Source organism: Paenarthrobacter sp. Y-19, assembly GCF_029223985.1.
Classification (GTDB): Bacteria; Actinomycetota; Actinomycetes; order Actinomycetales; family Micrococcaceae; genus Arthrobacter; species Arthrobacter nicotinovorans.
In genome coordinates, this window is the sequence record NZ_CP119414.1 from 3,330,072 (window position 1) to 3,348,192 (window position 18,121).

Genomic DNA, 18,121 nt, shown 5'->3' on the forward strand with positions numbered 1-18,121 from the left:
GGCGGCAGTGTTCGTGAAGAACACTGCCGCCAACTGTCGTTGTGCTGGTTTCGCCGGACCGGGCTCAGGTGCCCAGGTTCCGCCGGTCGACCACAAAGCCCGTTGCCGCGTTCTCGCGGACTGCGTTGATACCGGCCACCACGGCCTTCAAATTGGGAAACTGCGGCGACACTGCCACAACTGTGCCGTCCTCGGTTGTGAGCCTGAAACGGAATGAATTGGTACCTGCTTTGAGAATCTCGAAACTGCCCGCCATTTTCCCCTGTCCTCACGCGTCGTTGCGTAACCGAGCTGACTTCATAACTCCGTCATCGACCCTAATAGCCAATTCACGGGGCCAACAGCCCTACTCAGCAGTAGTTTGAAACCGATATCGGTAGATCAAATGGAAAGCCACCCAGGAGCTAGAGACCGCATGAACCCCCGCGCGTATGGTGAGGATATGACTCCATCCGGCACGACACCCACCACCGGTGTCCTGCTCGCCGCCGGCGCCGGCACCCGCCTGGGGCGTGGCCCCAAGGCGCTGCTGCCTTTCCGCGCCCGCACGCTGGTGGAAGTCCTGGCCGACACACTGTTCGACGGCGGCTGCAGCGAGGTAGTGGTGGTCCTCGGCGCCGAGGCCGACCGCGTCCGGAGCGCCACGGAGCTGGGCCCGCATACGGTGGTGGATAACCCCGACTGGGCCAAGGGAATGGCCGGATCCTTCCGCGCCGGCATCGACGCCGCCACACCCGGCAACAACATCATGGTGGCCCTGGTTGACCAGCCCGGGTTGACCCCGACGGCGGTGAGCAGGTTGCTGGGCAGCCATCGTCCCGGCCGGGTCACCGCAGCCGCCTATCCTGATGCATCAGGCCATCTGAAACGCAGGCACCCGGTGATTTTCGACGTCGGCCTCCGCTCCGAGGCGGCCGCAGCCGCCCATGGTGACACGGGCGCGCGTTCCTTCCTCAAAGCCCATCCGGGGTTGGTGGACCTGGTGGACTGCAGCGATCTCTGCTCGGGCGAGGACCTGGATACGAAGGACCAGCTGCATCTTCTGGACGGGTAAATTGGTTCCATGATCCGCATCGAACCTGACGATCCCGCACGCCCTGACGTCCATGCCCTCCTGAGCGAGCACCTGGCCGACATGTTCGCCACGTCGCCGGCCGAGAGCGTCCACGCGCTGGATCACTCCGCGTTGTCCCACGAATCGATCACGTTCTGGACGGCCCGCGAGGACGGCGTGCTGTTGGGATGCGGCGCGTTGAAGGCGTTGTCCGCCGGGCGTGCCGAGATCAAGTCCATGCGGACAACGGCCCAGGCCCGGGGGCGGGGTGTGGCAACCCGGTTGCTTGAACACATCGTGGCCGAGGCCGGGCGCCGGGGCTATGAACTGCTCAGCCTGGAGACCGGCACGGAGGATTACTTCGCCCCGGCCCGCCGCCTGTATGCACGGCATGGCTTCACCGAATGCCCGCCGTTCGGCGACTACACCCTGGACCCCCACAGCGTGTTCATGGAACTCCCCGTTTCACCCAAGTAGGGGACAACAATCGTCGTCATGAAGGCTCATACCGACGTTGCTGCCCCCTGATTGGGTTAGCGGGCTGCCTGGCTTAGCGGGCTGCCCGGTTATCGGGCTGCCTCGTTAGACGGGCGCAGTGGTCCGGTCGCGGAGGGCCAAGTAGATCTTGTCCCGCGCGATGGGCAGCTCACCGAAGCGGACGCCCGTTGCGTTGCGGATGGCGTTGGCCAGTGCGGGTGCCACCGGGTTGAACGGGCTCTCACTCATGGACTTGGCACCCAGCGGACCGGTGGAGTCGTTGGTGGCGGCGAAGTACACCTCGCTCCGGGGCACGTCCGCGAACGACGGGATGTGGTACTGCCGCAAAATGTCCGTGGTGACCCGTCCGGCGTCGTCCACTTTCACTTCCTCGTACAGCACCGCGCCGAGCGCCTGCGCGATCCCGCCCTCGATCTGTCCCCGGCATTGCCGCGGATTCACCACCACTCCGGCGTCAGCTGCCTGCACGCTTTGCAGGATCCGCAGCTCCCCCGTTCCCCTGTTCACGGCGACGCGGAAACCATGGACGTTGAACGCCACCGAACGCGGCGTCCCTCCCCAGTTCCCATCCGTGGCGAGCCGAACGCCTTGCAGCCGGGCGGCGTCGACGATGTCCTTCAGCGGCACCGAGCGGTCGCCGCACTCCACGGCTCCGTCCACCAGACGGCAATCGCCCAGGGGCGCACCGGTCAGCGAGGACGCAACTGTTTGGATGCGGGTGGCGAGTTCGAGCGCAGCGCCCAGCGTCGCTTTCCCGGCCACCACTGTTCCGGCTGAACCGAACGCGCCGGTGTCGTGCTCCACCAGGTCGGTATCCGACTGTCGCACCGTCACCTTTGACGCCGAGGTTGCCAGCGCGGTGGCAGCCAGCTGCGCATGGACAGTTGTGGTGCCGTTCCCGAATTCCGCAGTTCCGACGTCGACGGCGAACCTTCCGTCCGCCTCCAGGCTCACCCGGGTGTGGGCGAAGTGGCCACGCGGCGGCACGGTGTCGATCATGGACAACGCCGATCCTTCCCCGACCATCCATTCCGGCCCGAGGTTGTCCAGCCCTGCCGCACGGTAGCGTTCCTTCCCCCGGTCCAGGGCGTCGCGCACCAACGCCACGCACTGGTCAAGGCCGTAGCTCCCGTAGTGGACGTCTTCTTCCGGCTCGGGCGTAGTGGACAGCATGTGATCGCCGGGCCGGACCATGTTCTTGAGCCGGAACTCCAGGGGATCCATGCCGATGCCCACTGCGAGTTCATCAATGGCCGACTCGATCGCGAAGATCATCTGGCTCAGCCCGTAACCACGGAAAGCCCCGGCAGGAACGGTGTTGGTGTAGACGGCGTGGGCATCCACTTTCTTGTTCACGCACTTGTACACGGCCAACGATTCGCCGCAACCGTGGAACATCACGCCGGGAGCGTGGTTTCCATAGGCGCCGGTGTTCGTGAGGACGTTCAGTTGCAGCGCGGTGAGGTATCCGTCCCTGTTGGCGCCGGCCTTCAGGTGAATCGTGAAGGGGTGGCGCGTAGTGGTTGCGGTGAACTGTTCGGTACGGGTGAACTCCAGCTGGACGGGCCGCTTCAACGTGAGGGCTGCAAGGGCAACGAGGTCCTCGGTGAGCACCTCCTGCTTGCCGCCGAACCCGCCACCAACACGACCGGCCACCACGCGGATGGTCTCCGGCGGCAGGTTGAACAGACGGCTCAGCGTCCGCTTCACCAGGAACGGAACCTGCGTGGAGGAACGGACCATCAGCCGGCCATCGTCATCCAGCCAGGCAAAGGAGGCGTGCGTTTCCATGGCCACGTGCTGGACGCGTTGGGTCTGGTAAGTGTGTTCGTGGATGAAATCGGCGGCAGCGAAACCATCAGCCACGCTGCCAAGTTCAGCATGGACCTCGGCCACCACGTTCTGCAGCGGACGGGAGATGCGTGACGCTTCGCCGTCCTTCTCACCGTGGATGGCCGGCGCGCCGGGGAGGATGGCTTCCTGGGGAGTGAAAACCGGCTCCAGGAGTTCGTACTGCACCTCCAGCGCACGGGCCCCGGCCTCAGCCGCGCCCACGGATTCGGCGACCACAGCGGCCACCCGCTGCCCGATGAACCGCACCACGTCGTCCAGGACTCGGGTGTCGTCGGGATCGTCCGTGAAGTTCTCGTGCTGCGCCGTGGAAAAGAGCTGCTGCGGGGCATCCTCGTGGGTGAAGACAGCCACCACGCCCGGAACCGCCAGCGCGGGGGCCTTGTTGATGGACACGATCCGCGCGTGGGGGTGCGGGGACCTCAGCAGTTTCATGTGCAGCAGGCCCGGCAATTGTTCAGCCGGGACATCCAGGGTGTAGCGGGCAGTGCCTGTCACCACGGCCTGGCCGGCGGGTGCGGGGACGTTGTCCCCGAGCTGGCCGGGCGTGGCGGGAACGGGAGCTGCGGTGGCGGGAACGCCGCCGTGGCCGCAGACCGCGTCCGCGATGGCGCGGTAGCCGGTGCAGCGGCACAGGTTGCCCTTGAGGTTGCGGGGCAGGTTGGCGCGTTGCTCGTCGTCGAACGTGGCTGCCGTCATCATCATCCCGGCGGTGCAGAAACCGCATTGGAAACCCTGCGCCTCCAGGAACTGTTCCTGCACAGGGTGCAGGCCATCGGCCGTGGCCAGGCCCTCGATGGTGGTGACTGCTTTGCCCTCGGCACGGACCGCCGGGTAGATGCAGCTATGTACGGGCGTGCCGTCGACGTGCACTGTGCAGGCACCGCAGTCACCGCCGTCGCAGCCCTTCTTGACGCCGAAGTTGCCTTGCTCCCGGAGGAACGTACGAAGGCACTGGCCGGGGCGGGGGGCGTCCTGCGCGGCGGCGCCGTTGATCTCAATTGCCATGGGAGGCCTCCTTGTGGGTGCCTGACGTTTCGGGTTGCGTGGACGGCTGGGGCGAAGTGGCATGCGGCGGCCAGAAATCGCCGGACACCGTCATCGACTCATCCAGCAGCTCGGCCCGGATCTCCTCGGCCAGCTTGAGGGTCATGTCGCGGCGCCATGCCGGGAGCCCGTGGATGTCGTCGTGGTACAGCTGCCAGGGAATGGAATGCCCGACGGCGTGGGCCAGCGCTGCTGCGTCCGGAACCTGGCCGGCGGGGAACCTGAGTTGTACGGGCCTTTTGGTGGCTGCGGTGACGGTGATGACCAGGCCAAAAACGGGGTCGAGCCTGCCGATAAGCAGCACTCCGGAGCGCCCCAGGTTGCTCAGGGACAAACGCCGGAAAGCCACCCGGGCGGAGAGCGCTTCGGCGGGGAGGTGGATGCTGCGGAGCAACTCCCCCGGCTCCAGCACTGTCTGCATATCGCCCACCACAACGTCTGCCACCGGAACGGTCCGACTGCTTCCGTCAGGGCTGAGGATGGTTGCCGTACCGTCCAGTCCTGCGCAGAGGGACGTCATGGGCCCGGCCGGCAGCCCGGTGCAGATGTTCCCGCCAACCGTGGACATGTTCCAGATCTTGAACGACGCCACGAACGAGTCGCAGCACGGCCGGATCAGTGCCAGTCCCGGCCACTCACGGTCCGCGGTACCGGCGGAAAGCGGCAGGGCATAGAGCTCCGCAACGGTGCAGGTAGCGGCCAGTTCAATCCCGTCATCGGTGACGGTGATGGCCGGCCAGCCGGCTTGGCCAAGGTCCAGCAGCCGCGTGAGTACGGTGCTCCCGTAGGAGAAGAGGACAGTGCCTCCGGCGAGCCAGGCATCGCCTTCACGCCATTGCGCGGGGTCCGTGGTGGGGACCACGGCCTCGATGGTGTTCATGTCCATGGGTCCTCCTGAGTGAGGTGTCGGGGGGCCGGGTGGATCGGACCGGTGCTGTCTTTGAGGGAAGGGAAGCTTTCCCTGTGGTGACTGGTCCCGCGCCCGGCGATGATTTCGGCTGTGATGGAGACGGCTACTTCGGCTGGAGTCACGGCGCCGAGGTCCAGCCCGATGGGCGAATGCAAGCGGTCCAGGTCTTCGGAAGGTGTTCCGGCCTGCAGGAGTGCGTCCACCCGTTGGCGGTGGCTGCGGCGCGAACCCATGGCACCGACGTAGGACAGGTTCAGCCGGAGCGCGGCCTGGATCAAGGGGATGTCGAACTTGGGATCGTGGGTCAGGACGCACACCACGGTGCGGGAATCGAGTCGCCCACCGGCTGCCTCGGACTCGAGGTAACGGTGCGGCCAGTCGGTGACCACCTGGTCTGCACCCGAAAAACGCTGCTGGGAGGCGAACGCTGGCCGGGCATCACAGAGGGTGACGTTGTAGCCAAGGAGCTGCCCGGCCGGCAACAGGGCGGCGCCGAAGTCGTTGGCTCCGAAGACAATCATCCGTGCCGCCGGCAAGCGGCTTTCCACGAACAACGTGATGGGCTGTGGCTCTTCTTCTTCCCGGGGCGGGGCGGCCAGCCTTTCGGTGGTGACCCATCCGTCGATGCATCCTTCCGGCGGGGCCAGCCGGACCAGGCCCGCCCGGCCGCCCTGGAGCAGTGGCTCCACCTGGGCAGCTGCGGCAAAAAGTGTGGAGGGGTGGTCGCCCAGCAGTACGGCAAGTTCCTGCGACTCCATGGCCCGGAACCGCACAGGGTCATCCACCACCATGACTCCGCCCTTGGCATCGAGCCGGCGAATCAGGGCTGCCGGGCGTTGCGGTCCGGCGAACAATGACAGTTCCGGCGCGCCGGCCCCGAAAGGCTGGATGTGGACTTCCAGCTCGCCGCCGCAGGTAAGTCCGACGGCGAACGCGTCCTCGGCACTGAAGCCGTAGGACTCAAGGCGCGGACCGCCGGCGCGCATGGCTTCCAGCGCCGCCTCCACGACGGCGCCTTCAACGCAACCACCGGACAAGCTGCCCAGGATTTCGCCGTTTTCGGAGACCATCATGGAGGTCCCCAAGGGCCGCGGCACGGAACCGCCGCTCCCTACGATCGTGGCCACGGCCAGTCGTTGGCCGGAGACCGCAGGCCGCCAGCTGCCCAGTGAAGGCATCAGATCCAGCATGGCAACACGTCCTTTTTCCAGGTGTCCCGGCCGGGATGGCCCAGCCGGAGCAGTGCGCGATCTTGCCCCATATTCTCATTTCCGGAGGAAGTTGAGGGGTAGTCGCGGTTTTTCAGTAAGAGTTCAATCGGTCAGTGTTCATAGGAACGGGGGCAAGGGCTTCATCTCCCTGCCCCCGTTCCCTGACGGAGCGTCGGCGTCCGGCCGCCGCCCGTCGTCGTGCCTGGTGAGAGGGACCACGACGACGGACGCCTATTCATGCGGTGGGTACCGACGGACCGTCGATCGGAGTGCCGGAAGGGACCCGCCGGCGCGGGGTGCGGTCCCGGTCAGACGCCCATCAGGGCGTTGATGGGTCCGCGGGCAAAGTAGATGATGAAGCCAACCGTGACCACCCACATGAGCGGATGGACCTTCTTGGCTTTGCCCGAGGCTGCGCTGATCACCGCGAAGGAGATGAACCCGACCCCGATGCCGTTGGCGATGGAGTACGTCAGCGGCATGGTCACGATGGTGAGGAACGCAGGGAGCGCGATGGAGAACTTGGTGAACTTGATCTCGCGGATCTGCGCCATCATCATCGCGCCCACCACCACCAGTGCCGCAGCAGCCACTTCCAGCGGGACAACCGAGGTAAGCGGTGTGAAGAACATCGAGCCCAGGAACAGCAGGCCGGTGACCACGGAGGCCAGGCCGGTGCGTGCGCCTTCGCCGATGCCGGCTGCGGAGTCGATGTACACGGTGTTGGATGAACCCGAGGTTGCCCCGCCCACCACTGCACCCATGCCTTCAACGATGAAGGCCGACTTCAGCTTGGGGAACGTGCCGTCCTTGTGTGCCACGCCGGCGCTCTTGGCCAGGCCGGTCATGGTGCCCATGGCGTCGAAGAAGTTGGTGAACACCAGGGTGAAGACCAGCATGGTGGCGGCGAGACCGCCAATCCGGGCAAACGAACCGAAGAGGTCGAACTGGCCCACCAGGCTGAGGTCCGGAACGGACACCAGCTGGCTGGACAGGATGGGCACGTTGAGGTGCCAACCGCCGGGGTTGTCCGCGGTGCCGGGTCCGATGTGGAAGATGGCCTCGACAACAGCGGCAAGGACCGTGGTGGCGACGATGCCGATCAGCAGGCCGCCCTGGATTTTGCGTGCCACGAGGATGCCCATGGCCAGCAACCCAACAATGAAGACGAGGGTGGGGATGGAGGTGATGGATCCATCGTTGCCCAGCTGGACCGGCGGGCCGCCCGCGGTGGGACGGACAAAACCGGAGTCGACAAAGCCGATGAAGGCGATGAACAGGCCGATGCCAACGGTGATGGCGGCCTTGAGTTCCTTGGGGACCGCCTTGAAGATCGCCGTCCGGGCACCAGTGGCACCGAAGAGGACAATCAGGATGCCGTTGATGACCACCAGGCCCATGGCTTCCGGCCATGTGACTTCCTGGATGACTGCTACCGCCAGGAAGGAGTTGATGCCCAGGCCTGCTGCCAGGCCGAACGGCAGGTTGGCGATCAGACCGAAAACAATGGTCATGACCCCTGCGGTCAAGCCGGTGACGGCACCGACCTGGGCGGCCGAAAGCCAACCGCCGGCCACGTCCGTCGGGGCGTTTTCTGCGGAGAAACCGCCCAGGATGAGCGGGTTCAGGATGACGATGTACGCCATGGTGAAGAAGGTGACCAGGCCGCCCCGGAATTCACGGGCCAGCGTGGATCCACGCTTGGAGATCTGGAAAAACTTGTCCAGGAAGGAGTTCGACACCGGGGGCTTGCTGTTGCCGTTGGCCTGTCCGGTTGCCGTGTGCTTTGCGGCTGTGGGCTCTGCGCCTTTGCTTCCCTCGGGGAAGAGCGCAGCCTGCTTTTCAGCTGCTGTCTGCATTTCTGCGTTGTCCAGGATGTTCATGTCAGCCACCGGGCCCTAGTAATCAATCCTGGAATCAAGCGTGTTCCATGTGTTGAACGGCTGGAGGGCCTCCGGAGCCTGGGGGTCGCCCAGTTCCAGCTTGGCTACCGGCATCAGCGCGTCCCGGTTGTCGTTCTCGAAGTACTCGTAGAAGACGGCGTCATCGAAGCCGGATGCGGCGTCGTGACGGTCTGCGGCAAAGAACACGCGGTCAACGCGTGCCCAGAGCGCGGAAGCCAGGCACATGGGGCATGGCTCGCAGCTGGTGTAGAGGGTTGCTCCGCTCAGATCGAAGGTTCCCAGTTCGCGGCAGGCGTTGCGGATGGCCGTGACTTCTGCGTGTGCGGTGGGATCGTTCGAGGCGGTAACGCGGTTGACGCCTTCAAAGGCTCGTCCGTCCGCGGTGACAATGACGGCCCCGAACGGGCCCCCACTGTTGAGGACATTGGCTGTAGCCAGCCCAATGGATGTGGCCAGGAATTGCTCGGCCGTGACGGTTGTACTCATGTTGCGACTTCCTTAGTGCTGTGGAAGCCGGGTGACCGTTTGGGGGCGCTGCAAAAAGAGCTCCAGTCAGCTCGGTTACCAGGCTTCAGCATGTGCGATGAAGGTTAAGTTGCGCCTGGTAGATAGCTTCCCGAAGTCCGGGTGCCCGCCTTTGGCAGTTAGAGCGTAGCACCACGTTTGTGAGCCGCGCCATAGTTTTTTGAAAACTTAATTTCGTCATACGAAATTACTTAATCCGGGTGGGTGCAGGCCAAATGTGACTGCCCGCGGGCGTTGACTGCCGCCGTCGGGGCTTCTACGCTTTTCTGAACGACGCCCTTGGTGGCGCGTAACCTGGATCAGCAGACAGGGCCTAACTGAGCTGGAACGCGAACACGCCGACCAGACAAGGAACCCATTATGTCGCAATCCCCCTCCCGGCTGTGGATCAGGAATCCGCTGGGCATCTTCACCGCAAACGACCTCGACGCCGGCGGCGGCCTGGTGGTTTCCGACGGGAAAATCGTGGAGTTGGTGCCCTCGGGCGGCCAACCTTCTTCCCCTGCCACCGTCTTTGACGCGTCCGGACACGTGGTCCTTCCCGGCCTCATCAACACCCATCACCACTTCTACCAAACCCTCACGCGCGCCTGGGGTCCCGTGGCCAATGCGCCATTGTTCCCATGGCTGCAAAATCTCTACCCGGTGTGGGCACGGCTGACGCCCCGCAGCCTGGAACTCGCGGTGCAGGTCGCATTGGCGGAGTTGCTGCTCTCCGGCTGCACCACGGCCGCCGACCACCACTACCTCTTCCCCGACGGCATGGAAGACGCCATTGATATCGAGGTCGCGGCCGTCCGTTCCATGGGCATGCGGGCGACACTCACCCGCGGGTCCATGACCCTGGGAGAGGACGACGGCGGGCTGCCGCCCAGGACCACGGTCCAGTCACCTGAGGCGATCCTCGCGGACAGCGAACGACTGATCCGCCAGTACCACGAGACCGGCGATGGAGCCGTGGTGCAGATCTCGCTGGCACCGTGCTCTCCCTTCTCCGTGACCAAGGAAATCATGGCCGAAAGCGCCGCCATGGCCGAACGCTTCGACGTCCGGCTCCATACACACCTCGCGGAAACCATCGATGAGGAGGACTTCTGCCGGTCCATGTTCGGCCTGCGGACCGTGGATTACCTGGAATCGGTGGGCTGGTTGGGATCCCGAACCTGGCTGGGACACGGCATCCACTTCAATGACGAGGAGATCGCCAGGCTGGGAGCCGCCGGAACCGCCGTCGCGCATTGCCCCACCTCCAACATGAGGCTGGCATCCGGGACCGCACGTGTCCTGGAACTCGAGGCAGCGGGTGTGCCGGTGGGGCTGGGCGTGGATGGATCGGCGTCGAACGATGCCTCCAACATGATCCTCGAAGCGCGGCAAGCACTGTACTTGCAGCGCCTGCGCTACGGCGCCTCCGTGCCCGTGGAGCGTGCCTTGGGCTGGGCGACACGGGGATCCGCAGCTGTTCTGGGTCGCTCCGACATCGGGCAGCTGGCTCCCGGGCTCCAGGCCGACCTGGCCTTGTTCAAGCCTGATGAGCTGCGGTTCTCCGGCAGCCACGATCCCGTTGCCGCCTTGCTGCTCTGCGGCGCGGACCGGGCAGACCGCGTGATGGTTGGCGGTCAGTGGCGCGTAGTGGACGGGGCGATACCCGACCTTGACGTGGCCGGGCTGATCGCCGAACACTCGGCTGCGGCGCGGAAGCTCGTAGCCGGATAGCTTTACGGCCTCTCCGGTGGCCCGATTCGTGGCTTCGCTGCGCACTGTGCCGTGCGTGCGGCACAGTGCGCAGTGAGCCAACGAAACGGGTTCAGCCGATGTTCCCGCGCGTCATTCTCCAGCGATGACGCGAAGGGCCTTGGCTAGACCGTGATCTTGTAGACGTGGTGCGTGTACTCATTGGCGAAGGAATCCGTGAACTTCCCGCCCTGCACCGCGATGCTCCGGTTCTCGCCCACAACCTCCACCTGCGTGCCGGTGATCCCTGAGGGAAGCGCAAAGGTCCTGGAACCTGTAGTGCCGTCCTCGCCCATGGCAAAGATGTACGCGGATCCATCCTTGACCTTCAGCATCGAATCAATGCCGTCACCGAAGTCCCATACATAGGACTGGGTATTGATCACGGGCGCCAGGGCCTTGATCTGGTTGTTCACCGCACCGGCTGCAGCTACCTGGTCCTTGAGGCATGCGGTGCCCCTGAGCCGTGCGTCCGCGAAGGCGTCACCACTGATGCAGTCATTGATGTTTTGCTGGTCCGGCGACTGGCTGAACCAGACAATGCCCCGGGCCTCATGAATGATCGAGGCCCACACCTGGGCCTTGGTCTGCTCCGGAGTGAGCTGCCTGTAACCACCGGTGGAGCCGCCCGTGGACACCACGGTTGGCAGGGCCCAGATGGGAGCCTGCACATTGCGGGCCGCGTTCACCTCGTTCTGCAGGGAAATGATCTTCCCGTAGCTCGACGCCGTACGGCAGTTCGATGTCACGATCGGGGTCTGTCCCACCGGTGTACGCCAACGGAGCTGGTTGTCGCCCCAGTCGCATTGCGGTACTGCGTAGAAGTACTGGTCCACTGAGTTCACATTGGCCGTGTTGTAATAGTCCGCGCTGAACGCCATGGACCGGTCATAGGTAACGATCCCCGAAGTCCAGTTCGAGTAGGTAAACCGGCCTGTCTTGGCGGGGTCGAACTGGGCGGCCAGTGAACGCATGTGCGCCAGGCCCGAGGCGGTGTCGAACCGGCCATCCACTTCATCGTCCAGGAGCGTTCCCACCTGACTGGCCCAATCCGCGGGGGCGTCGTTGGGCGAGAATAACGTGAACATGCCGTTGGCCGTGATGCCCGCGGACGGAGTCGCCGGGTTGCCCTGGGCGTAGGTGTTGATCCCGAGCGCTTTGTCGTACTTCAGCTGCGCGTCGCTTCCGGGCGAGCCGTACCAGACGACGATGGGCAGGAACGCCGGATCATCCCAGCCGGCCGCATCGGCCTTCGGGAACTGCTTCCAGTAGTCCGGGCCGCCGTCCCACGGGACCCTGGGCAGGTTGGCGAGGCTGCCGGTGGCCGGGGGCGTGGTGGGGGTTGGGGTTGGCGTTGGCGTTGGGGTTGGCGTGGGGGTTGGGGTTGGTGTTGGGGCTGGCGTGGCCGTCACTGTTGGGGTCGGCGTGGGCGTGGCCGTCACTGTTGGGGTCGGCGTGGGCGTGGCCGTCATTGTTGGGGTCGGCGTGGGCGACGCCGTCGACGTCGGCTCTGACGTAGGTTCCGCCGTCGCAGTTGACGTGGGCGACGCCGTCGACGTCGGCTCTGACGTAGGTTCCGCCGTCGCAGTTGAGGTGGGTTCCGCCGTCGACGTGACCGTCGGGCTTTCCGTGGGCAGGGGCGTGCCGGGGTCCGTGCAGCCGGCGAGGGCCAACGCGAGCACCGCCCCGAGCGTGATGATGGTGGGTTTCATGACATTGTTTTCCTTTGGGTAGCAGCCGCAACCGGACTGCCGTGGCGCCGGATCCCCACTCCCGGCTTCTCTTTTGTCTCCTGCAGCGCAGGGATTATCGGCCGGGAATCCGTGTCCCGGCTCAGCCCGATGACGAGCGCCTGTCCTTGCCCGACCTGCGGCAATGCGACGCGTGCGGACTTCTGTCCGGCGTCATCGAGCCCGCATGTGCGGCCCGTCGTGGGGTCGCGACGGCCTTTGAAGAACCCGGAGGGCGGCCGCCAGCCCAGCTTACGTGACGCAGGCCACATCTGAACTGAATGTGACGCACCCACATCCGACCGGTTCGATGCCCCGCCGCACAACGTGCCGCGCGCACGGCACAGGCTGCAGCCGGGCAACGAAACGGGTTTTCCACATAGGACAACCCGCGACTGTTCGTGGGAGCCCTCGCAATCGAGGCTGTTTTGATGACGACGAAATCCCGGCAGTTACCGGAAGGCATGGATTTATGGCGAACCAACGAACTCCACCAGGCCGGCTTCAACGACAGGAGAATTGCTTCCCTGGTGCGGAGCGGGGAGCTGGTGAGGCTTCGCAGGGGGTGCTATCTCAGGGGCAGTACCTGGGCAGCTCAAAAACCCGCCGTAAGGAGCCTGCAGCTGATCGCCGCACACGCCCACGGAACACTAACGACGTCGGCACGCGGCTTCGTCTACAGCCACACTTCGGCGGCGCGACTTCATGGCTTGTTTCTCCTTAACGTTGATGACCGGGTGCACATCACCACCCCAACCACCGCATCTTCCACGTCCCACGGAGCTGACGTCGTGCCGCATACCCGCACCTTGGCGGCGGGCGACGTCCAGACGGTAAGGGGCATGCCCTGCACCTCACTGGAACGAACTGTGGTGGATAGCTGCCTCATACTCAATGACAAGCAATCCCTGGTGCTGATGGACCACGCCCTGCGAAAAGGCGCTGACGCCGGGGAAATCCGGCGAAGGTGCGCCCTCCTCAAGGGACGCCATGGAGTCCTCTCGTTACGCAGAGCCCTGGAGAACGCGGATGCGAGGTCGGAATCTCCCGGCGAAACATTGACGCGTGAGCTCCTGCAACGCCTCGGGATCGAGATGCCTGAGCTGCAGGTCAGGGTCTCATCAGCCGAGGGAGATCATCGCCTGGACTTTGCCTGGCGGAAAAAGCAGGTGGCCTTGGAGTTTGATGGCAAGGTCAAGTACTTCGACTACGCACCCACGGCCGAGGTGCTGTACAAGGAACGGCTGCGCGAGAAGGCCTTGATGGAGCTCGGCTGGACGTTCATCCGCGTCCGCTGGCGGGACTTGCACCGGGAACAGGAGTTCAAAATGCGGGTCCTTCGTGCGCTGCGGCAACGGAGTTGAACCCGGTTCGGGGGTCCGCTGCACACTCGATGCTGCGCACGGCACACTGTGCAGCGAAGCATCGAAGCAGCGGGAGAACCAAGCGCGTCCGGGCACAACAAAGCGGGCGACACCTCCCCAGGTGCCGCCCGCCGTTGGCTCTGTTGCGCAGAGTCCGCGCCCCTGTTGCAGATCAGGGGCGCTGCCGGCCGAACACAGGAAGCGCACGCAGCCAACGGGAGAACCCGCCGGCCTTGCGATCACAGTCGGCCGGAATGTAGAAGTCCGGATCTGTCGCACCAAAGGGCAGGTACAGTTCCTGGCCCGGCGCCGGGAATTCCACGACGCTGTTCGTATCCTTCGAGTCCATCTGTTCCTCCTCTTTCTCGTGCCCAGTTTCCGCTCTTCGGAAAACTTTTATTGTTATGTGGAAAGTCTAGGCAGCGGGCGAGTCGTCCGTCAAGACCCCCGGAGAAGCCGAATAAAGTTGCCCCGGTCACATTCGGGTAGTTCATAACGATCACCGGGAAGCCATATACACAACCCGAAAACATGCGCTACTCTCGAATCAGTTCGTGGCGTAGGTCACGTAACCTGAGAGCAGCAGGCAGGGTCGTAATGAGCTGGCATCCATGGATGCCGGCTCTTTTTTGTTGGGTCGGCTCCACCAGAAACGCAGTGGAAACACGCGCTTAATTTCATTGATGGAACGTAGGTTCCACCTCACAGAAGTTGGGATATGACCATGAGCAACAACATCGTCCTCGGCGAAAACCAGTACGGCAAAGCAGAAGTCCGCGTCGTCAAGGTCACTCGGGATACGGACCGCCACCACATCGAAGACCTGAACGTCACCTCGCAGCTGCGCGGCGACTTCCAGGCCGCACACCTTCAGGGCGACAACGGCCACGTCGTTGCCACGGACACCCAGAAGAACACTGTCTACGCGTTTGCCCGTGAAGGCATCGGCTCGCCCGAATCCTTCCTCCTGCGCCTCGCGGACCACTTCACCGGGGGATTCGACTGGGTCACCGGCGGCCGTTGGGAAGCCGAGGCCTACAGCTGGGACCGCATCCAGGCACACGGCGAGGGACACGACCACAGCTTCGTCCGCAACGGCCAGGAGGTGCGTACCGCCGTCGTCGTCCGTGATGGCGCAACCACGCACGTGATTTCCGGCCTCAAGGACCTGACCGTCCTCAAGACCACGCAGTCCGGTTTTGTCGGCTACCCGCGCGACAAGTACACCACCCTGCCGGAGACCACCGACCGCATCCTGGCCACCGACGTATCCGCCCGCTGGCGCTACAACACCAACCTGGACGTCGCCGGCACGGACTTCAACAAGAGCTACGACGACATCAAGGCCCTCCTGCTGGAAGGCTTCACCGAGAACTACTCCCACGCCCTGCAGCAGACGCTGTTCGACATGGGCAAGAAGGTCCTGGAAGCACACAGCGAAGTTGATGAAATCAAGTTCTCCATGCCCAACAAGCACCACTTCCTGGTTGACCTGAGCCCGTTCGGCCTGGACAACCCCAACGAGGTCTTCTTCGCCGCCGACCGCCCGTACGGCCTCATCGAAGCAACTGTCCAGCGCGAGAACATCGAGGCTGCACCCGTTGCATGGAGCGGCATCGCCGGCTTCTGCTAAACCGCAACACCCCAGGGACTTGTGTGCAGGTCCGCCCCCGAAGCGCCCCGCAAGGGGCCAGGCCTGCACACAAACCCGACCCCAAAAACCCCACAACACCAAAGATTTTGTTAGCCAGACACAGTTAGCCAGACGAAGACGTCTGCCATGAACCCAGGAAGTCTGCCATGAACATCAAGAAAAAATCCCGCCCCGCGAATACCACCGCCTCGCACCGTCCTGAACGGCCCGAGGACAAGAGGCTCTCCATCGGAAGCACTTTCGCCTACGGCTTCCAGCACGTCCTCACCATGTACGGCGGAATTATTGCTCCGCCGCTGATCATCGGCGCAGCCGCCGGCATGTCCTCGCAGGACATCGGCCTCCTTATTGCCGCATGTTTGTTCGTTGGCGGCCTGGCCACCATCCTCCAGACTGTGGGCATCCCGTGGTTCGGCTCGCAGTTGCCGCTGGTACAGGGCGTTTCCTTCGCAGGCGTCTCCACCATGGTGGCGATCGTCCAAGGCGGTGGCGGGATCCAGGCGGTGTTCGGCTCGGTGATCGTGGCATCGCTGATTGGCCTGGCGATCACTCCACTGTTCTCCAAGATCATCAAATTCTTCCCGCCCGTGGTGACGGGCACGGTGATCACCACCATCGGCCTGACGCTGATGCCTGTGGCCGCGAACTGGGCCATGGGCGGCAACGCCAAGGCCGAGAACTACGGCAGCGTCTCCAACATCGGGCTCGCCGCAGCCACCATGGGCGTCGTGCTCCTCCTGAGCAAGGTTGGCAACGCTGCCATCTCCCGGCTCTCGATCCTGCTGGCCATGGTCATCGGCACCATCATCGCGCTGGTGGCCGGCATGGCTGACTTCTCCAAGGTTGGCCAGGGCGACATCGTGGCATTCCCCACGCCCTTCGCCTTCGGTGCTCCAACCTTCGAAATTGCCGCGATCATCTCCATGCTCATCGTCATCCTGGTGACCCTGACCGAGACCTCGGCAGACATCATCGCAGTGGGCGAAATCGTCGACACCAAGGTTGACTCCCGCCGCATCGGCGACGGCCTCCGCGCCGACATGCTCTCCAGCGCGATCTCCCCGCTGTTCAACTCCTTCACCCAGAGCGCCTTCGCCCAGAACGTGGGACTCGTCGCCATCACCGGCATCAAAAGCCGCTTCGTGGTCAGCGCCGGCGGCCTCATCCTGGTCATCCTCGGTCTCCTGCCGATCCTCGGCCGGGTTGTCGCAGCGGTTCCGACGCCCGTCCTGGGCGGCGCCGGCGTCGTGCTGTTCGGTACGGTGGCAGCCAGCGGTATCCGTACCCTGGCCAAGGTCGAGTACAAGAACAACATGAACCTGATCATCGTTGCCGCTTCCATTGGCTTCGGCATGATCCCCATTGCGGCACCGAAGTTCTACGACCAGTTCCCCTCCTGGTTCTCCACGATCTTCCACTCCGGCATCAGCTCCGCCGCAGTCATGGCGATCATCCTGAACATCCTCTTCAACCACTTCAAGGCAGGCAACTCGGACAACCAGTCGGTGTTCGTCGCGGGCACGGACCGGATCGTCAGCGAAGAGGACATCAAGTGCCTCAGCGAAGGCGACCGCTTCGAAAACGGCAAGCTGATCGACGCGGACGGCAACGAAGTTCCGCTCAAGACATCCAGCGCGTCCGAGCACTAGCTCCGGTCCGCAGATGACAAAAGGCGGCAGTGTTTCCTTGGGGGACGCTGCCGCCTTTTTGTCGCCTGGGCGGGACGACAAAAGATGGCAATGTTCCAGCGGAACATTGCCATCAAATGCCAACCGGGCGTTAGTTCTGGTTCAGCTCCGCGGAGATGGCCATGGCTGCTTCACGCAACATGGGCACGGCGCGGTCGGCGAAGCTCTGGTCCACGCGGGTGATGGGGCCGGAGACGGAGATCGCCGTGGGCGTGGGAGCGTTGGGAACGGCCATGGCGAAGCAGCGGACACCGAGTTCCTGCTCTTCCTCGTCAATGGAGTAGCCGCGTTCACGGATGAGCTTCAGGTCTGCCAGCAGGGAGTCGATATCGCCGATGCTCTTGGCCGTGGGAGTAGGCATGCCGGTGCGTGCAACGATTCCGCGGACCTGCTCATCGTCCAGCTGGGCCAGGATGGCTTTGCCGACGCCGGTATCGTGCGTGTGGGCGCGGCGGCCCACCTCGGTGAACATGCGCATGGAGTGCATGGACGGGACCTGCGCCACGTAGATGACCATGTCGGAATCGAGGACTGCCATGTTGGAAGTCTCCCCGAGGCGTTCCACCAGGGTCTTCAACTGCGGACGAGCCACGGCGCCAAGCTGCTTGCTGGCGCCCTCCCCCAGCCGGATCAGCCGCGGGCCCAGGGCGTAACGGCGATTGGGCAGCTGCCGGATGTAGCCCAGCGACACCAGCGTGCGCAGCAGCCGGTGGATGGTGGGCAGGGGCAGGTCAGTGGACGACGAGAGCTCGCTCAGGGTGACATCGCCGCCCGCGTCCGTGATCAGTTCCAACAGTTCAAAGACGCGCTCAACGGACTGCACGCCTCCGGAGGCTTTTTCAGCCATTCCCTTGTCTCCAATGACTCAGATTCCGACAACTCTTATCCGCATCGTGAAAAGAATTGCTTAGAACACCCAAGATACAGCACGAGGCGCACCTCTGCGATGAC

General features: G+C 64.2%; 16 protein-coding genes. 7 read left to right on the plus strand and 9 right to left on the minus strand.

What is annotated here, in order from left to right; all coding sequences use genetic code 11:
* Nucleotides 1–64: 64 nt before the first annotated feature.
* The gene (locus PYR64_RS15500; RefSeq protein WP_039242869.1) at nucleotides 65–256 is read right to left on the minus strand and encodes a DUF1508 domain-containing protein; all 192 of its coding nucleotides are present in this window, start codon (nucleotides 254–256) and stop codon (nucleotides 65–67) included.
* Nucleotides 257–415: 159 nt separating this feature from the next.
* Between PYR64_RS15500 and nboR the strand changes: the two genes are divergently transcribed.
* The gene (gene nboR, locus PYR64_RS15505) at nucleotides 416–1,054 is read left to right on the plus strand and encodes a nicotine blue oxidoreductase (protein ID WP_018778866.1); all 639 of its coding nucleotides are present in this window, start codon (nucleotides 416–418) and stop codon (nucleotides 1,052–1,054) included.
* Nucleotides 1,055–1,063: 9 nt separating this feature from the next.
* Complete coding sequence (locus tag PYR64_RS15510; RefSeq protein WP_039242871.1) at nucleotides 1,064–1,531, plus strand: GNAT family N-acetyltransferase; 468 nt, start codon at nucleotides 1,064–1,066, stop codon at nucleotides 1,529–1,531.
* A gap of 105 nt (nucleotides 1,532–1,636) precedes the next feature.
* Here the strand turns inward: PYR64_RS15510 and PYR64_RS15515 are convergent, their stop codons facing one another.
* The 5 genes from PYR64_RS15515 to PYR64_RS15535 form a co-directional block, all read right to left on the minus strand.
* Nucleotides 1,637–4,411: a molybdopterin cofactor-binding domain-containing protein gene (locus tag PYR64_RS15515; protein ID WP_275776132.1), complete on the minus strand. Its 2,775-nt coding sequence runs from the start codon at nucleotides 4,409–4,411 to the stop codon at nucleotides 1,637–1,639.
* Nucleotides 4,401–5,336, minus strand: coding sequence for an FAD binding domain-containing protein (locus PYR64_RS15520; RefSeq protein WP_275776134.1), 936 nt, complete (start codon nucleotides 5,334–5,336; stop codon nucleotides 4,401–4,403). The genes PYR64_RS15515 and PYR64_RS15520 overlap by 11 nt, the downstream gene beginning before the upstream one ends.
* The gene (locus tag PYR64_RS15525) at nucleotides 5,327–6,550 is read right to left on the minus strand and encodes an XdhC/CoxI family protein (RefSeq protein WP_275776136.1); all 1,224 of its coding nucleotides are present in this window, start codon (nucleotides 6,548–6,550) and stop codon (nucleotides 5,327–5,329) included. Before PYR64_RS15525 ends, PYR64_RS15520 begins: the two co-directional genes overlap by 10 nt.
* Nucleotides 6,551–6,879: 329 nt before the next feature.
* Nucleotides 6,880–8,463, minus strand: a complete 1,584-nt coding sequence (locus PYR64_RS15530; RefSeq protein ID WP_064722679.1) for an NCS2 family permease — start codon at nucleotides 8,461–8,463, stop codon at nucleotides 6,880–6,882.
* Nucleotides 8,464–8,469: 6 nt separating this feature from the next.
* On the minus strand, nucleotides 8,470–8,961 hold the full coding sequence (locus PYR64_RS15535; RefSeq protein ID WP_275776139.1) for a nucleoside deaminase: 492 nt from the start codon (nucleotides 8,959–8,961) through the stop codon (nucleotides 8,470–8,472).
* A gap of 399 nt (nucleotides 8,962–9,360) precedes the next feature.
* On the opposite strand from PYR64_RS15535, the gene PYR64_RS15540 reads away from it, so the two are divergent.
* Nucleotides 9,361–10,716, plus strand: a complete 1,356-nt coding sequence (locus PYR64_RS15540; protein ID WP_275776141.1) for an 8-oxoguanine deaminase — start codon at nucleotides 9,361–9,363, stop codon at nucleotides 10,714–10,716.
* A 143-nt stretch (nucleotides 10,717–10,859) separates the two neighbouring features.
* On the opposite strand, the gene PYR64_RS15545 is transcribed toward PYR64_RS15540, so the two are convergent.
* On the minus strand, nucleotides 10,860–12,146 hold the full coding sequence (locus tag PYR64_RS15545; protein WP_275776143.1) for a hypothetical protein: 1,287 nt from the start codon (nucleotides 12,144–12,146) through the stop codon (nucleotides 10,860–10,862).
* On the opposite strand from PYR64_RS15545, the gene PYR64_RS15550 reads away from it, so the two are divergent.
* Nucleotides 12,136–12,468: a hypothetical protein gene (locus tag PYR64_RS15550; RefSeq protein ID WP_275776145.1), complete on the plus strand. Its 333-nt coding sequence runs from the start codon at nucleotides 12,136–12,138 to the stop codon at nucleotides 12,466–12,468. The two genes, PYR64_RS15545 and PYR64_RS15550, sit on opposite strands and share 11 nt — an antisense overlap.
* A 427-nt stretch (nucleotides 12,469–12,895) precedes the next feature.
* The gene (locus tag PYR64_RS15555) at nucleotides 12,896–13,828 is read left to right on the plus strand and encodes a type IV toxin-antitoxin system AbiEi family antitoxin domain-containing protein (RefSeq protein ID WP_110505665.1); all 933 of its coding nucleotides are present in this window, start codon (nucleotides 12,896–12,898) and stop codon (nucleotides 13,826–13,828) included.
* 172 nt (nucleotides 13,829–14,000) lie between these two features.
* Here PYR64_RS15555 and PYR64_RS15560 read toward each other — a convergent pair whose 3' ends face one another.
* The gene (locus tag PYR64_RS15560; protein ID WP_018778855.1) at nucleotides 14,001–14,177 is read right to left on the minus strand and encodes a hypothetical protein; all 177 of its coding nucleotides are present in this window, start codon (nucleotides 14,175–14,177) and stop codon (nucleotides 14,001–14,003) included.
* A gap of 369 nt (nucleotides 14,178–14,546) precedes the next feature.
* Here PYR64_RS15560 and pucL point away from each other — a divergent pair, with 369 nt between their 5' ends.
* Nucleotides 14,547–15,461, plus strand: a complete 915-nt coding sequence (pucL, locus tag PYR64_RS15565; RefSeq protein WP_018778854.1) for a factor-independent urate hydroxylase — start codon at nucleotides 14,547–14,549, stop codon at nucleotides 15,459–15,461.
* A 167-nt stretch (nucleotides 15,462–15,628) separates the two neighbouring features.
* The gene (locus PYR64_RS15570) at nucleotides 15,629–17,131 is read left to right on the plus strand and encodes a nucleobase:cation symporter-2 family protein (protein WP_189075433.1); all 1,503 of its coding nucleotides are present in this window, start codon (nucleotides 15,629–15,631) and stop codon (nucleotides 17,129–17,131) included.
* Between the two features lie 130 nt (nucleotides 17,132–17,261).
* Here PYR64_RS15570 and PYR64_RS15575 read toward each other — a convergent pair whose 3' ends face one another.
* The gene (locus PYR64_RS15575; protein WP_018778852.1) at nucleotides 17,262–18,017 is read right to left on the minus strand and encodes an IclR family transcriptional regulator; all 756 of its coding nucleotides are present in this window, start codon (nucleotides 18,015–18,017) and stop codon (nucleotides 17,262–17,264) included.
* Nucleotides 18,018–18,121: the final 104 nt, after the last annotated feature.

What these genes read in the sequence shown, in the direction of transcription:
- PYR64_RS15500 (WP_039242869.1), bottom strand. Translation starts at nt 256, where the DNA reads ATGGCGGGCAGTTTCGAGATTCTCAAAGCAGGTACCAATTCATTCCGT.
- nboR (WP_018778866.1), top strand. Translation starts at nt 416, where the DNA reads ATGAACCCCCGCGCGTATGGTGAGGATATGACTCCATCCGGCACGACA.
- PYR64_RS15510 (WP_039242871.1), top strand. Translation starts at nt 1,064, where the DNA reads ATGATCCGCATCGAACCTGACGATCCCGCACGCCCTGACGTCCATGCC.
- PYR64_RS15515 (WP_275776132.1), bottom strand. Translation starts at nt 4,411, where the DNA reads ATGGCAATTGAGATCAACGGCGCCGCCGCGCAGGACGCCCCCCGCCCC.
- PYR64_RS15520 (WP_275776134.1), bottom strand. Translation starts at nt 5,336, where the DNA reads ATGGACATGAACACCATCGAGGCCGTGGTCCCCACCACGGACCCCGCG.
- PYR64_RS15525 (WP_275776136.1), bottom strand. Translation starts at nt 6,550, where the DNA reads ATGCTGGATCTGATGCCTTCACTGGGCAGCTGGCGGCCTGCGGTCTCC.
- PYR64_RS15535 (WP_275776139.1), bottom strand. Translation starts at nt 8,961, where the DNA reads ATGAGTACAACCGTCACGGCCGAGCAATTCCTGGCCACATCCATTGGG.
- PYR64_RS15540 (WP_275776141.1), top strand. Translation starts at nt 9,361, where the DNA reads ATGTCGCAATCCCCCTCCCGGCTGTGGATCAGGAATCCGCTGGGCATC.
- PYR64_RS15555 (WP_110505665.1), top strand. Translation starts at nt 12,896, where the DNA reads ATGACGACGAAATCCCGGCAGTTACCGGAAGGCATGGATTTATGGCGA.
- PYR64_RS15560 (WP_018778855.1), bottom strand. Translation starts at nt 14,177, where the DNA reads ATGGACTCGAAGGATACGAACAGCGTCGTGGAATTCCCGGCGCCGGGC.
- pucL (WP_018778854.1), top strand. Translation starts at nt 14,547, where the DNA reads ATGACCATGAGCAACAACATCGTCCTCGGCGAAAACCAGTACGGCAAA.
- PYR64_RS15570 (WP_189075433.1), top strand. Translation starts at nt 15,629, where the DNA reads ATGAACATCAAGAAAAAATCCCGCCCCGCGAATACCACCGCCTCGCAC.
- PYR64_RS15575 (WP_018778852.1), bottom strand. Translation starts at nt 18,017, where the DNA reads ATGGCTGAAAAAGCCTCCGGAGGCGTGCAGTCCGTTGAGCGCGTCTTT.